This window comes from Chitinophaga eiseniae (genome assembly GCF_900167135.1).
In the GTDB taxonomy this organism is placed as follows: domain Bacteria; phylum Bacteroidota; class Bacteroidia; order Chitinophagales; family Chitinophagaceae; genus Chitinophaga; species Chitinophaga eiseniae.
Map to the genome: position 1 here is coordinate 641,934 of NZ_FUWZ01000003.1, position 14,730 is coordinate 656,663.

Sequence of the window (14,730 nt, forward strand, 5' to 3'; positions counted from 1 at the left end):
TTTTAAATTTTAACCAGCTGCGGCGCTTCTGCCACCTGCATATGCGGCAGCCCTACCGGGATGCCGGCGGCTCCTTTTTGCAGGGTATCGTTGATGACGACCGGCAGCGCGTACTGATGTCCGTTATCCATGAAATAAAGCAGATGTCCTGCTGCTACCTGAAAACGATGTGCGTCTTCGCTGTGCAGCATGATATAGGGAGCAGGCATCCGCTGGGCGATGCCCGGCGTATGAATGCTCAGTTCTTCCGATCCGAAAATATGGTATAGCGGTACCAGCAGCAGGTGCCCACCTACCGGGATGAACGGGTCGGGGATGTTAGTATAAAATTTCGTTTGACCGTTTACGTTAGGTTCCAGCAGGCGTTTGCCGGGGTTGCCGCCGTGCAGGGAGCCACCGGTTTCCACCTGGTATTTGTTGACGGACTGCACCGAGTTCCAGCCTGGCGCCCAGAAGAAGGGGATCACGGAAGAAGGCGGTTCTCCCCGGTACCCTTCCATCGTGAAAGACAGGGCGGTGTCAGCATCTTCTGCCGGTTTGGGTTCGCTGACGTTTACATTGGCCTGCATGGCGGTACGGCCACTGTAGCGGTGAGGTTCCCTGGGTATTTTCTGGCCGGCGATCCGGAAATCTGCCGGCGGCGTGATGGTATCGATGCTGGTAAATACCGGGTATTGTGCTGCGATGGCTTTGAGCAGATCGTCGTAGTGCAGCAGGGAACGAAGGGAAGTATGCCCGCACAGGTCTGCCAGCTGCAGCAGCCAGCGCCAGCTTTCCTGTATGGCGCCCTGCGGGTGGAACACCTGCAGAAAGCGCTGGGCGCGGCCCTCATTGTTGACCAGCGTGCCGTCAGCTTCTGCGAAAGTACCTGCGGGCAGTACGATGTTGGCTCTTTCAGTAGTGGGGTTATGCAGATGATCTAGCACGATCACTTCCCTGCAGTGGTTAAAGAACTGGTTGGCCGTATGGAGGTCCAGCCGGCGGTACAGGTCATTCTCCAGCACCAGCACTGTCTCCGCGCTGCCATTCAGCACTGCGTCTACTGCTGATTCCAGGCGATGGCCGCCCAGCATTTCCAGGCCCATGCTGTTACATTCCGGTACGGTAAAAGAGAGCATGGCGTCAGCGCCCTGCTGTTTCAGGGCCCAGGCCAGGTTGGCCGCAGCCCTGATCACCTGTTCGCTACCGCCTCCATAGCCGGCTATTACCAGCGGCCTCTTCGCCCCCCTGAGCGCAGCAGCGATGGTAGCAGCCGCCTGTTTCCCTTCCTCCGACATGCCGGTTACTTCCGGTAAGGTACCGTCCAACAGGTGACTAACAGCAAAGGCTATACGCGCAATATTATCTGGCGCGGTATGATAGACGCCGGTAGCCAGTTCATCGAGTTTGGTTTCCACTACATTCAGGATAAAGAGCAGCCCTTTGTCGTCCTGCACCGCCTCCCGCACTGCCGCATCCTGCCAGGCAGGCATGTGGATGCTGCTGATGGCGTGTTCCACCGGCATACGCCGTATGGCCTGGCGTACAGACAGCGCCATCATCGGGGCGGTATTGGTGAGGTCTTCACCTAATATCACCACAGCGTCGGCTGCAGCAGCCTCCTGCATGGAGGCTGACCGCACCGGGCCTTCCTGCAGCAGTTTCAGCATCAGGCGGACCAGCTCATGCTCCGTTTCCCCGATACCGATATAAAAGTTGTCTGCTCCCACCAGCTCCTTCAGCACATAGTTGGATTCTACAGAGGCCCGCGGGGAGCCGATGCCGATCACCTTACCCGGCTTCATCCGGTTCCGCACATGTTGCAGCACCGGCAGCCCGTTGGCCTTGTCGTCCGGTGAATGTACCACCAGTGGCTCACGGATACGGTCTTTACTGTTAACGAACTCATAGCCATACCGGCCACGATCGCAGAGGAAATAACCGTTGACCGCCCCGTTGTAGCGGTTGGTGATCTGCCGCAGGGAACCGTAACGTTCGCCCGCGATGATGTTGCAACCGAGGCCGCAACCCTGACAGATGGACGGCGCTGTCGTCAGGTCCCACTTGCGGGTATAATGCTGTTTGAGTGTTTTATCGGTGAATACGCCGGTAGGGCACACCTCTACCAGGTTGCCGCTGAATTCACTTTCCAGCGTACCATCCTGCTGACGGCCAAAATAAACGTGGTTGTGCGCCGCAAAAACATCGAGGTCTTTTCCGCCGGCAAAGTCTTTATAAAACCGTACGCAACGATAGCACTGGATGCAACGGTTCATTTCATGGTTGATAAAAGGTCCCAGCTGCTGGTTGCGATAAGTCCTTTTCGAGAAATGGTAATCGCGGTAAGCGTGGCCGGTCATGACCGTCATATCCTGCAGGTGGCAGGAGCCGCCTTCGTCGCATACGGCACAGTCATGCGGATGGTTGGTCATCAGCCAGCCGATCACATGGCCCCGGAAAGCCACGGCGTCACTATCGTTGACGGACAAACGCATACCATCCCTCACCGGCTCCATACAAGCCATCATCAGTTTACCGCGGGTATCCTCTTGGTCTTTGAAGATTTTGACGGCACACTGACGGCAGGCTCCTACCGAGCCGAGGGCCGGGTGCCAGCAGAAATAGGGCAGGTTGAGGCCGAGCGACAAACATGCTTCCAGCAGGTTTTTGCCTTCCTTCACCTCATACGGGATATTATCAATGTTGATGATGGGCATACGGGCATTTTTTTTCTTTGATATGTTGTTCAAAATCCTCCCTGAAGTATTTCAGGGCGCTCTGCAGAGGCTCCATGGCTCCCGGCGCCAGCGCGCAGAAGGTGTTGCCGGGCCCCAGCAGTCTGGCATGCCTCTCCAGTAGTTCCAGGTCTGATGGTTCGCCGGTACCATTTTCCAGTGACCATAATATCTTTTCCGTCCAGGGCAGTCCCTCCCGGCAGGGCGTACAGAAGCCGCATGACTCCTGTGCGAAAAAATGTTCGAGGTTATGCACAAAACCGACGGGGCACGTGTGATCGTCCAGCACGACCATCGTGCCGGTACCCAGTCTGCTGCCTGCGGCAGCCACGCCAGCGAAGTCCATCTTCACATCCAGATGGGCATCAGTCAGAAAATCAGTGGATGCGCCACCGGGCAGGGCGCCACGGAAGCGGTAGCCGTTGCGCATGCCGCCTGCATGTTCTTCCAATAGTTCGCGCATAGTAATACCCATTGGCAGTTCCCATGCACCGGGCTTGTTGACCCTGCCACTGACGCCATAAATTTTCGTACCTCCGTCGGCGGTATGACTCAGGGATTTAAACCATGCTTCGCCGTTATTGACGATATGGGAAATCCAGCTGAGGGTTTCTACGTTGTTGACGATGGTAGGTTTTCCAAACAGCCCGCTTACCTGCGGGAATGGCGGCTTGGCGCGGGGAGTAGCGCGTTTGCCCTCCAGCGAGTTGAGCAGGGCCGTCTCCTCGCCGCACATATACCTGCCTACACCGGTATGCAGCTGCATTTCAAGGCTAAAATCGCTGCCAAGGATATTTTTCCCCAGGTAACCCGCCGTATAGGCGTCGGCGATAGCCTGCCGCATTTCGCGGGCCGCATCTTTATAAGCCCAGCGTAGGAAGACAAAAGCGTCGGTAGCCTGAATAGCATAGGACGCCAGTATCATGCCTTCCAGCAGCTGGTGCGGGTTTCCCTCCAGCAGCCAGCGATCTTTAAAGGTGCCTGGCTCCATTTCGTCTGCGTTGGCGATCAGGTATTTCGGGCCGGGTACATTCATGGGCACAAAGCTCCATTTCATCCCGGTGGCAAAACCGGCGCCGCCGCGGCCTTTGAGGTTGGCCTCTTTGACCAGCGTGCTGACCTGCGCCGGCTCCATATCCCGCAATGCTTTACGCAGGGCGGAATAACCACCCACGGCTTCGTACTCCCGGAGATGCAGGGCAGCGCCGTTATCAGGAATATGTTGTGTGAGTGGTCTTTCCATTGTATGTCAGATTGGTTTTAATGATATTTTTCCAGTATTTGTTCGAGATCTGCCGGTTGAAGGTCGCGGTACAAGTCATCGTCTATCATGAGTGCCGGCGCATGGTCGCAGGTGCCGAGGCAGGCGTTGGGCAGCAGGGTAAACCGCTCGTCGGCGGTCGTCTGCCCGTAGCCGATCAGCAATATTTCGTGTAACCGCTGCCGTAATACCGTATATCCCATCACGTAGCAGCTGATACTGTCGCACAGCAGGATAATGTGCCGGCCTACCGGCTGGCGGAAGATGAGGTTGTAAAAAGTCGCCACGCTGTCCACCTCTGCGGTGCTCATTTCCAGCATCGCAGCGATATCCGCCACACTTTCGTCGGATATCCAGCGCCGTTCCTGCTGTACTATCTTAAGCGCTTCGATGCAGGCGGCTTTTTTCACCGGTACGTGCCGGAGCTCGTGTGAAATTTTCTCTATTTCGATAGCGGACAACATGTCATTTACGGATTTTTAAATTTTGTTATTTTGTTATTTTGATATTTTGTTGCGTGTGTATTTGTACTTCTAATCCAATATTTCGATGGCCGAACAGTTATATTCCGGTAACCAAACAACTACATTCCAAGTCCCGATCCCCAAATCCCAAAATCAAAAAATCAAAAAATCAAAAAATCCCTACCGGTCTATATCAGCCAGCACATAGTCCATTCCTCCCAGTATCGACAGCAGGTCTGCCACGGTATATCCTTTACTGATGAGTGGTATCATCTGCATATGGGGGAATGACGGTGTGCGGATACGGGTGCGGTAGGCGCCGGTATTTCCATCGCTGACCAGGTAATAGCTGTTCCACCCTTTGGTCGCTTCGGTGCATACCATGGCTTCGCCAGGCGGGATAACCGGTCCCCAGCTAACGTTGAGGAAGTGGTGTATGAGCGTTTCGATGTCGTGCATGGTATGTTGTTTCACCGGCGGGGTAGCCAACGGGTGGTGCGATTTAAAATCGCCGGCAGGCATATATTCCAGGCATTGCTGTACAATGCGGAGGCTCTGCCTCATTTCTTCCACCCGTACTACCGCGCGGTCGTAACAATCACCATTGTGAGCGACCGGGACCTCGAAAGCGAAGTTTTCGTAGCCGCCATAGGGCCTTTTCTTGCGCAGGTCCCATTCGAGGCCGCAGGCACGCAGCCCCGGGCCTGTAACGCCCCACTCTATGGCTTCTTCGAGCGTATATATACCAATTCCTTTGGTGCGTACTTTAAACAGATAGTTTTTCATCACCATCTTATCGTACTCCCGCAGTTTGCGCGGGAAGTAGTCCACAAAATTCCTGACCAGCGTATCCCAGCCTTTGGGCAGGTCCTGCGCCACGCCTCCTATGCGGAACCAGTTGGGGTGCATGCGGCCGCCGCAGATAGCTTCGATGATTTCGAATACCCTTTCTCTGTCTGTGAACATATAGAATACGGGCGACAGCTGGCCGAGGTCCTGGGCGAAGGTGCCATACCAAACGAGGTGGCTGGCGATGCGGAACAGTTCGCAGAGCATGATGCGGATCACCTGGGCGCGCAGCGGCACATCGATGCCGCCGAGTTTTTCCACGGCCAGCAGGTAAGCCAGGTTGTTGTTGACGCCACCGAGATAGTCGATGCGATCGGTATAGGGGATATAGGTATGCCAGGACTGCCGTTCCCCCATTTTTTCGGCGCCGCGGTGATGGAAGCCGATATCCGGTACGGCGTCGATGATATTTTCACCGTCCAGCTGCAGGATAATGCGTAACACGCCATGTGTGCCGGGGTGCTGGGGACCGATGTTAAGGAACATAAAGTCGGCATCGTCGCTATGTCGCTTCAGGCCCCATTCTTCGGGGCTGAACTGCAGTGCGTGCTGTTCTTTGTCCACTTTTTCATCGAAGAGTTTGAAGGGGCCCATTTCGGTGGCGCGGGCGGGATGTTCCTTGCGGAGGGGGTAGCCCTGCCAGGTGCGGGGCATCAGGATACGTTGCAGATGGGGATGGCCGTTGAACCGGATGCCGAACATGTCGTACACTTCCCTTTCATACCAGTTGGCGGCGGGCCATAGGTGGGTGATGGTGTCCTGGGAAGGGAATTCGCCGTGGAGGCCGACTTTCAGGCGCAGAAACAGATTTCTGTCGAAGGAGAAGAGCGTGTATACCAATGTGAAATCGCAGGGCTTGTGGCCGTTCTGCTCTTTTTTGTACGCACGCTCATCAATGGCCGTAAGGTCATAGAGCATACGAAAAGGCATTTTGATTTCTGACTTAAGGTATTGTAGTATGGCCACAATCTTCTCCTGTGGCGTCCTGAGGGTGGGCGTCTCATCCCGTGTGGTTAATGGCTTGATGGTATCTTCGCCGAAACGGGAGCTTAATTCCGCTACAATGCTCTCTGGCATGGCGTATTAAGTTTGACTGTGAGGGACAGGATGATTATTGATTCGTTACTTTTAAGTATTATTCATATATCCGTTACTGTTAGTAAATAGATTTATATTTCGTCAGGTGTTTTAAACTGTGTCATTTGTTGTCTTTGATCGTGCAGCCGTTCCCGCTGGGATGTTTTTTCCGGGCGTATTACGCCCTGGTCGCCGATGACCCAGCTAAGCGGCCGTTGTTCTTTGCCTACGCTGTCGCGCAGCAGGAGCAGCCCCTGCATGAAAGCGTCCGGCCGTGGCGGGCATCCGGGCACATATACATCTACCGGCAGAAATTTATCCACGCCCTGTACTACGCTGTAGATATCGTACATACCGCCGGAGTTGGCACAGGAGCCCATGGAGATGACCCAGCGGGGTTCCATCATTTGTTCATAAAGGCGTTTGATGACGGGCGCCATTTTGATGAATACGGTGCCTGCAATGATCATCACGTCTGCTTCGCGGGGGGTGCCGCGGATCACCTCCGCGCCGAAGCGGGCGAGGTCGTATTTGGGTGTCATGGCGGTGGCCATCTCCACAAAACAACAGGATAATCCGAAGTGAAAGGGCCACATGGAGTTCTGCCGTCCCCAGCCGAGGAGGCGTTCTACGCTGGTAAATACCAGGCTTTGTTGCACCACGTCTTCCATGGAGGTATTACCAGCTACTTTTCCAGCGGGGTCCCCGGCTTTTGTTAACCACCATTTCATATCATGCAGGTGTTACTGTTGAACAAATGAGCACGGAGCATACGGTGTTAGGTCATGGCCTGTGGCTGTTGGAGCTGCGTAAAAGCATCGTTGTGTGCCTGGCTTTCCTTTTTGCGTTTCTTGTATGCGCGTAAAATTTTCCGGCCATCCGGACCAAAGTCCAGCGCACCATTCCGCCACTCGTATATCAACACGGCCAGTAGGATGAGAATAAATACGGATACGCCTGCGAAGCCTACCCATCCCACTTCCTGGTAGGCGATGGCCCAGGAAATGATCAGCACTGTTTCAATGTCAAAAATGACAAACAGCATCGCAATCAGGTAGAATTGAGAGGGGAAGCGAAGTCGTGCGGAGCCCGTGGAAACGATACCGGATTCATATGCTTCACCGGTAGCACGGTCTTTATGGCGTTGTCCGAGCACATACGACAATGCCAGTATGAGACTTACCAGTATCAATACTATGCCGCCATATGCTACAAATGGCCAAACAGGGATGGTATCATTAACAGCGCTTTGCAAGGTGTTCGCCCTCCCGAGCGATTGACTTTAAAGTTCCGTTTATTACCAATCTTTTGAGTCTGCTTTTAAAGAATTGTGTCTTTATCAAAACCGTTTTGGGGCAGGAAGAAAATATTGTTTCATAGTTAGTTATCATAACGTCAGAAACCTCATAACGGTATAGGCTATATGTTAATCTGAAATTACAAACAATCCGGCAAAAAAACAAAATTGTTTTGTCTGATCAGGTGTGCGTTCCTGTAATATAACATTCAAGACTGGTGATGATATGGCGCTGATCGTCTATGATAAATTTCACCACGTCTCCAATGGAAATAAGGCCGATCAGTCTTCCCTGCGCGTCGGTAACAGGCAGGTGACGGATACGTTTGTCTGTCATCTTCACCATACAGTCTTCGATGGAATCATCTTCTGTGACAGTGATCGGACGCTCTGTCATAATTTCACGGATCAGTGTTTCCTTGGAAGCACGACCTTTTAAAATAACTCTGCGGGCATAATCCCGTTCTGAAAAGATCCCCAGGAATCTGTCATCTTCGTCTACTACGGTGAGTGCGCCAACATTACGGTCAACCAGCATCTGCAGGGCTTCAAAAACGGTGTTGTCTGGTCGGATAGAGTAAACTGCATGACCCTTGCCCTGCAGGATATTGCGTACTTTTCCCATGGCAAGCCTAATTTAGAAAGTTAGAAAATGTGAAAAACCAAGTTTACCTAAGTTAAGTAATTTAACCGGTAAAATCAAGGGGGAATTCTAACGGAGCTGTGGTGCCGGGTTACAGCCGAAGGAATGAAATATGCCCGCGTTCCGGGGCGATTTATTCAGTTTGTTTTCATGAAAAAGCCCGGACCATGGAATCGTCCGGGCTTTGAATAACGAAATAGTATATTGTTAATACAGTGTTTCCAGCCCTTTTACAGCCGCCGGCTTATCCTGGTGCAGGTCCATCACCACAATCTCATTTTCCCCTTTCTTCAGCCAGGAAGCGGGGCAATACAGGCGGTGCTGAGGGCCTATCTCCCAATAACGGCCCAGGTTATGCCCGTTTACCCAAACAATTCCTTTTTTCCAGGCGGATACGTCGATATACGTATCTCCGGTTTGGGTGAGGGAGAACGAGCCTTTGAAGAACTGCCCGGCCTTGCCGGTGTTGCCGGAAGAGGCGGTAAGTCCGGCGATGTCCTTTTCTGTCAGCGGCAGCCCGTAAATTTCCCAGTTCATCAGCGTCATACCGTTGAGCGTCACCCGTTCTGTAATGCCTTTCCGGTCGATGATACCTTCGGCAAAATTGATGCGGCCCATGCCTTCCACCAGCACTTCCAGTATGGGGTTGGCCACGTCCGTTTTCGGCAGCTCGATGGACTTCTCTCCCAGCCTGCGGTCTATTTTCCCAATATACCGGCCGTTGAGGAACACTGTGGCATAGTCATGGAGGTCCCTGATCACGAGTTTTCCGCTTTTATGGCCGATGAGGGTGGTTTTATACAGCATAAAGCCGTAGTCCTGGCCATAAGCCTCAAAAGGACGGGGTTGTACGTCATGTACCGCCTGGGGAAGATGGTCCCACACGCTGGTAAAGGGCGTCAGGGTCACTTCCGGGAAACTGATCACCGGGACAGGAGCCGGCACAGGGGGTAATTTTTTTCCCTTCGGGAGATAGGAAGCCAGCAACCGGCGCAAGGCTTCGTATTTGGGGGTGGCCCTTCCCTGCTCGTTGATCGGCGCATCATAATCGTAACTGGTCACGTCGGGCTCGTATCCTTTGCCACCGGAATTGGCGCCGGCGGTGTACCCGAAATTGGTACCGCCATGGATCACGTACAGGTTAAAGGAACGTTTGGTGTCCATCAGGAATTTCACCTCTTTCACAATACCTTCCGCCCCCGGACGCTGCCAGCCTTCGCCCCAGTGTGTCAGCCAGCCGGGATAAGATTCGCTGCTGAAGGCCGGTACATCGGGATTTTGTTTTTTAGCCGCTGCGAAATCAGCTTCAGATCCACCGGAATCCAATCCGATAGCGGCGCCTTCCACTGTACCTGCTTCCAGCATGTAAGCGGTAGGACCGTCAGCCGTATAAAAAGGGATGTCGATGCCATTCCTTACCCACAGGTTTTTTAACGCCTGCAGGTAGTTTTTGTCATTACCATAACTGCCGTATTCGTTTTCAATCTGCATCATCACGACAGGGCCGCCCTGCGTTACCAGCAACGGCTTTACTTCTGCTGCCAGGCGTGTCACGTACCTTCCCACCGCTTCCATATAACGCGGGTCCATACACCGTACTTTGATATCAGGCGTCTGCAGCAGGTACGGCGGCAGCCCGCCGAACTCCCATTCCGCGCACACGTACGGACCGGGGCGCAGGATCACCCACATTCCTTCCTGCTGTGCGATACGGATAAATTCGGCAATGTTGTGATTACCGCTGCTGAAATCGAACTGTCCTTTTTCCGGCTCGTGGTAGTTCCAGAACACATAAGCGGCGATAGTGTTACAGCCCATCGCTTTGGTCATTTTAATGCGATGACGCCAATATTCCTGCGGGATACGCGCCGGATGCATCTCTCCGCTGATCATCTGGTACGGTTTGCCGTCCAGGAGAAATTCGGACTTGCTGAGCGCAAAAGTATGTTTTTGTTGTGCAGACACAACTTGTCCGATGCAACAGGACAAAGCGAGTGCGAGAATTGTTTTTTTCATGGTTCACTGTTAAGCGGTTGCAATGTATCCAAAAAAATGAAGACCCGGACAGATGTTACTGCCAGGGTCTTCACGGGTATTAATAATAAGATCGTTATTCCTAGATGTTTCCTTTCTTCAGTTCGCTCAACGCATGGTCGCAGGCTCTTGCAGTCAGCGCCATGTAAGTGATAGAGGGGTTTACGCAGGAAGAAGACGCCATACAGGAGCCATCGGTGATGAACACGTTTTTGGCGGCATGTACCTGGTTGAAACCATTGAGCACGGACGTTTTTGGGTCTTTACCCATTCTGGCGGTGCCCATTTCGTGGATACAGTGGCCCGGAGGTGGTGCGGAGTCATAACCGTGAACGTTTTTCAGTCCGGCTGCTTCCAGCATTTCTTTGGCGCTCTCCTGCATGTCTTTACGCATGGCTTTTTCGTTCTCCTTGAATTCGCAGTCGATATCGAGGGTAGCCAGGCCGTATTTATCTTTTTTCTCTTTGTTGAGTGATACTTTGTTTTCGAAGTAAGGCAGATGCTCGCCCCATGAGCCTATGCCCATGCTCCATTTGCCGAGGCCTGTCTGTGCTTCCTTCAGTGCCACGCCGATACCGTCGAAGCTTTCGCCTCTGCCTCTGCCGGCGCCGCCCTGGTAGCCGAAGCCACGGACGTAGTCTTTCTGCTTCGTATGCTCGTTCACGTTACGGAAGCGGGGAATATAGATACCGTTGGGCCTGCGGCCGGCGCCGTGGTATTGATCTTCGAAGCCGTCAAATTCACCGCCGGCGCCTACGCCGAAGTGGTGGTCCATCAGGTTGTGGCCCAGCTGTCCGCTGTCGTTGCCAAAACCGTTCGGGAAGCGGTCGGAAACGGAATTGAGCATGATCCAGGACGTACCCAGTGTAGAGGCATTCAGGAAGATGATATTAGCGTAGTATTCCACGGTTTGCAGGGTATGGGCATCCATGACCCTTACACCGGTCGCTTTGCTTTTATCTTTATCGTACAGGACTTCCAGTACGATGGAATCCGGGCGCAGGGTGAGGTTGCCGGTGGCGGCAGCGGCAGGCAGGGTAACGCCGTTGCTGCTGAAATAGCCGGTGAACGGGCATCCGCGGGCGCACATACTGCGGTATTGGCAGGGTCCGCGGTTATTCAGTCCTTTGGTGAGATGGGCAGCCCGACCGATGGTCATGATGCGGTCGTTGTATTTCTCCTTGATACGGGCGGCGACGTGTTTCTCCAGGCAGTTCATCTCCATGGCGGGCAGGAAAACGCCGTCGGGCAGTTGCGGTAGTCCTTCCGCCTGTCCGCTTACGCCGATGTATTTCTCTACGTAGCTGTACCAGGGAGCGATGTCTTTATAGCGGATCGGCCAGTCGACGCCGTGACCATCTTTGGCGTTGGCTTCAAAATCGAGATCGCTCCAGCGGTATACCTGGCGGCCCCACATGATGGAGCGGCCACCTACATGGTAGCCACGCAGCCAGTTGAACGGTTTCACCTCGTTGTACGGGTTTTCTTTATCGTTCACCCAAAATTGCTGGGTAGCTTCGTCAAATGCGTAACACCGGCTCTGGATGGGATGATTTTCCCGCATCTCGTTGCTGGTTTGCAGGTGGTGTTTGAATTCCCAGGGGTCCATGGTGGCGGTGGTATAGTCCTTGATATGCTCCACGTTACGGCCTCTTTCCAGCACCAGTGTCTTTAAGCCTTTCTCTGTGAGTTCTTTGGCGGCCCAGCCACCGCTGATGCCGGAGCCTACCACGATGGCGTCGTAGGTATTTTCCTTTGTCGCTTTTATATTGAGATTCATGATAATGTTGGGTGTAGTGAGGATTCAAAAATTGAAATGCAGCGAGTGACACCGCTGCATTTCAGTTTTCCCTAAATTTTACTAAATCAAAAATTAAATGATCAATATGTCGATAATCAAATAATCAGATGTTGCCTTTCTTCAGTTCTTTCACGGCGTAGTCAACAGCGCGGGCGGTGAGGGCCATGTAAGTGAGAGACGGGTTTACGCAGGCCGCGGAGGTCATGCAGGAGCCGTCTGTTACAAACACGTTTTTCACTGCGTGCATCTGGTTGAAGCCGTTGAGCACGGAAGTTTTCGGATCGCGGCCCATGCGGGCGGTACCCATTTCATGGATGGCCATCCCCGGATAAGAGCCGTTATCGTATGTTTTCACGTTTTTGAGACCGGCCGCTTCCAGCATTTCGGCAGCGTCGTTCATCATGTCCACGCGCATTTTCTTTTCGTTTTCCTTGAATTCGGCATCAAATTTCAACACCGGCTGTCCCCATGCGTCTTTCACGGAGGTATCGAGGGTCACCACGTTGTCTTCGTAGGGCAGGCATTCGCCGAAGCCGCCGAGGCCCATGCTCCATTTGCCTGGTTCGGTCAGCATCTCTTTGAAATCTTTACCCACGCCCATTTCAGCGATGCCACGGCTCCAGCCTCCACGGCTGGCGCCGCCCTGGTACCCGAAACCGCGGAGGTAGTCGCGTTTATCGCTACCGATGTTGCGGTAACGGGGCACGTAGATACCGTTGGCGCGGCGACCGAAGAAGTATTTATCGTCGTAGCCTTCCGCAGTGCCGGAGGCGCCTGTACGGAAGTGGTGGTCCATCAGGTATTTGCCCAGTACGCCACTGTCGTTGCCGAGTCCGTTCGGGAAACGGGAAGAGGTGGAGTTGAGCATCACGAAGGTGGAACCGAGGGTAGAGCCGTTGATGAAGATGATCTTGGCGTAGTATTCCACCATTTCTTTGGTGTGTTTGTCGATCACTCTTACACCGGTGGCTTTGCCTTGTTTTTCGTCGTAGATAACGGAGTTGACGATCGAATCAGGACGAAGCGTCAGGTTGCCGGTAGCCATGGCGGCCGGCAAGGTAGACGACTGGGTGCTGAAGTAGGCGCCGAACGGACATCCGCGGCTGCACAGGTTACGGAACTGGCAGCTTTCGCGGCCGGGCAGAGGCTTGGTGATGTTGGCCACGCGGCCCATGGTGATGATACGGCCTTTGTATTTGCTTTCAACGGCCGCTTTCACATCTTTTTCCACGCAGTTCATTTCCATGGCGGGCATGAACTGGCCGTCGGGCAGCTGGGGCAGCCCTTCTCTCGTGCCGCTGATACCAGCGAATTTCTCCACGTAATCGTACCAGGGGGCAATATCTTTATAACGGATCGGCCAGTCGACAGCGATACCGTCTTTCAGGTTGGCTTCAAAGTCGATGTCGCTCAGGCGGTAGGACTGACGGCCCCACATGATGGATTTGCCGCCTACGATGTCCGGACGGTACCAGTCGAAGCGTTTTACTTCGTTGTACGGACTTTCGGAATCGTTGATCCAGTATTTTTCGTTGTGTTCGCTATAAGGGTAGTCACGGCTCAGTTTGGGATGGGTTTCCCGCTGGTCTACGGTGATACGGCCCCGGTGGGTAAATTCCCAGGGGTCTTTGGTCGCCGTTTCGTAGTCCTTCACGTGTTCCAGTTTCTTGCCACGGTCCAGCATCAATACCTTCAGTCCTTTTTCGGAGAGCTCTTTGGCAGCCCAGCCACCGCTTACACCGGAGCCGATGACGATGGCATCGTAGGTGTTTTGCTCCTGTGCTTTGATATTTAAGTTCATGGGAAGTCGTTATGGGTTTGAAAAGAAAGATACAGACCGGCGTATGCCAGCCATTCCGTCTGTCTGCCAGGGCAGCCTAAATGGCCCACGCCTTGTCACCTTTTTTGTAGGGGATGCAGCCTTCGTACTTACCGGGTACCGGCACATAGCGTAACGCCTGTGTAGCGCCTTCTTTGGAAGTGAAGTAACCCAGCAGGGTCAGCTCTTTCAGGTACTGGAAATAGTGTGTTGGATCACCTTCTTTCTTGTCTTTTCGTTTGTTGTACTCCACGCGCTCCTTATCGATCCGGGTCAGCAATTCGGTACGTTGCTCAGGGCTGATCTCCATGAAGTTCTTTTTGAACTGTTGCTGGCTGGCAGCGTCGATTTTCTTCAGGCCATCGAGGAATACTTCCTGGTCGCTTTTCTTGTAGCAATCGTTCATCATCACCACAATGAATTCATCGACCTTGGCGGCTTTAGCACCGGGAGTACTGGTAGTGGGTATAATGGTTTCCGCTATTTCAGCCAGTAACGCTTTCGTTTCAGGCTTGTGCAAATCATAATTTTTCGGTGCGGAACCGGTGCAGCTTTCTAATGCTGATAACGTGGAAGCGGAAATGGCAGTCCCCAACAAAATCGCCACATTCCTGATTGCGTCTCTTCTGTGCATAAAATAGTATATTGATTTGACCTTTGGACAAGTTTCAAAAAAAAAATCTAAAAAACAAATAGAATAATGATGAAATACGCGTGATGGACGCAGGATCGTTGAAAAAAACGAAGATCCGGGCAATTTATTATATGCCC

Annotated in this window: 11 protein-coding genes; all 11 read right to left on the minus strand. The window is 53.2% G+C overall.

Features of this window, described 5'->3' with window-relative positions:
• Window positions 1–2: 2 nt before the first annotated feature.
• Entirely contained in the window at window positions 3–2,696 is a 2,694-nt protein-coding gene (gene nuoG / locus B5D63_RS21580) for an NADH-quinone oxidoreductase subunit NuoG (protein ID WP_078670910.1), read from the minus strand.
• A complete protein-coding gene (gene nuoF, locus B5D63_RS21585) occupies window positions 2,677–3,957 on the minus strand; it encodes an NADH-quinone oxidoreductase subunit NuoF (protein WP_078670911.1) in 1,281 nt (426 codons plus the stop codon). Before nuoF ends, nuoG begins: the two co-directional genes overlap by 20 nt.
• 17 nt (window positions 3,958–3,974) lie before the next feature.
• On the minus strand, window positions 3,975–4,439 hold the full coding sequence (gene nuoE, locus B5D63_RS21590; RefSeq protein ID WP_078670912.1) for an NADH-quinone oxidoreductase subunit NuoE: 465 nt from the start codon (window positions 4,437–4,439) through the stop codon (window positions 3,975–3,977).
• A gap of 180 nt (window positions 4,440–4,619) precedes the next feature.
• Window positions 4,620–6,365 carry an NADH-quinone oxidoreductase subunit C/D gene (nuoC, locus tag B5D63_RS21595; protein WP_078670913.1) on the minus strand — a complete coding sequence of 582 codons (1,746 nt, stop codon included), beginning with the start codon at window positions 6,363–6,365 and terminating at the stop codon, window positions 4,620–4,622.
• Window positions 6,366–6,457: 92 nt separating this feature from the next.
• On the minus strand, window positions 6,458–7,096 hold the full coding sequence (locus B5D63_RS21600) for an NADH-quinone oxidoreductase subunit B (RefSeq protein ID WP_078670914.1): 639 nt from the start codon (window positions 7,094–7,096) through the stop codon (window positions 6,458–6,460).
• Window positions 7,097–7,143: 47 nt separating this feature from the next.
• Entirely contained in the window at window positions 7,144–7,620 is a 477-nt protein-coding gene (locus B5D63_RS21605; RefSeq protein ID WP_078670915.1) for an NADH-quinone oxidoreductase subunit A, read from the minus strand.
• Between the two features lie 223 nt (window positions 7,621–7,843).
• Window positions 7,844–8,287, minus strand: coding sequence for a CBS domain-containing protein (locus tag B5D63_RS21610; protein ID WP_078670916.1), 444 nt, complete (start codon window positions 8,285–8,287; stop codon window positions 7,844–7,846).
• Window positions 8,288–8,512: 225 nt separating this feature from the next.
• The gene (locus B5D63_RS21615) at window positions 8,513–10,321 is read right to left on the minus strand and encodes a glycoside hydrolase family 35 protein (RefSeq protein WP_078670917.1); all 1,809 of its coding nucleotides are present in this window, start codon (window positions 10,319–10,321) and stop codon (window positions 8,513–8,515) included.
• Window positions 10,322–10,421: 100 nt separating this feature from the next.
• Window positions 10,422–12,119 carry a GMC oxidoreductase gene (locus B5D63_RS21620; RefSeq protein ID WP_200817065.1) on the minus strand — a complete coding sequence of 566 codons (1,698 nt, stop codon included), beginning with the start codon at window positions 12,117–12,119 and terminating at the stop codon, window positions 10,422–10,424.
• A gap of 124 nt (window positions 12,120–12,243) precedes the next feature.
• A complete protein-coding gene (locus B5D63_RS21625) occupies window positions 12,244–13,941 on the minus strand; it encodes a GMC oxidoreductase (RefSeq protein ID WP_078670919.1) in 1,698 nt (565 codons plus the stop codon).
• A gap of 76 nt (window positions 13,942–14,017) precedes the next feature.
• Window positions 14,018–14,593 (minus strand): gluconate 2-dehydrogenase subunit 3 family protein, encoded by a 576-nt coding sequence (locus tag B5D63_RS21630; protein ID WP_078670920.1) that lies wholly within the window; start codon window positions 14,591–14,593, stop codon window positions 14,018–14,020.
• Window positions 14,594–14,730: the final 137 nt, after the last annotated feature.

What these genes read in the sequence shown, in the direction of transcription:
- B5D63_RS21610 (WP_078670916.1), bottom strand. Translation starts at nt 8,287, where the DNA reads ATGGGAAAAGTACGCAATATCCTGCAGGGCAAGGGTCATGCAGTTTAC.
- nuoC (WP_078670913.1), bottom strand. Translation starts at nt 6,365, where the DNA reads ATGCCAGAGAGCATTGTAGCGGAATTAAGCTCCCGTTTCGGCGAAGAT.
- B5D63_RS21600 (WP_078670914.1), bottom strand. Translation starts at nt 7,096, where the DNA reads ATGAAATGGTGGTTAACAAAAGCCGGGGACCCCGCTGGAAAAGTAGCT.
- B5D63_RS21630 (WP_078670920.1), bottom strand. Translation starts at nt 14,593, where the DNA reads ATGCACAGAAGAGACGCAATCAGGAATGTGGCGATTTTGTTGGGGACT.
- B5D63_RS21615 (WP_078670917.1), bottom strand. Translation starts at nt 10,321, where the DNA reads ATGAAAAAAACAATTCTCGCACTCGCTTTGTCCTGTTGCATCGGACAA.
- nuoE (WP_078670912.1), bottom strand. Translation starts at nt 4,439, where the DNA reads ATGTTGTCCGCTATCGAAATAGAGAAAATTTCACACGAGCTCCGGCAC.
- B5D63_RS21620 (WP_200817065.1), bottom strand. Translation starts at nt 12,119, where the DNA reads ATGAATCTCAATATAAAAGCGACAAAGGAAAATACCTACGACGCCATC.
- nuoF (WP_078670911.1), bottom strand. Translation starts at nt 3,957, where the DNA reads ATGGAAAGACCACTCACACAACATATTCCTGATAACGGCGCTGCCCTG.
- B5D63_RS21625 (WP_078670919.1), bottom strand. Translation starts at nt 13,941, where the DNA reads ATGAACTTAAATATCAAAGCACAGGAGCAAAACACCTACGATGCCATC.
- nuoG (WP_078670910.1), bottom strand. Translation starts at nt 2,696, where the DNA reads ATGCCCATCATCAACATTGATAATATCCCGTATGAGGTGAAGGAAGGC.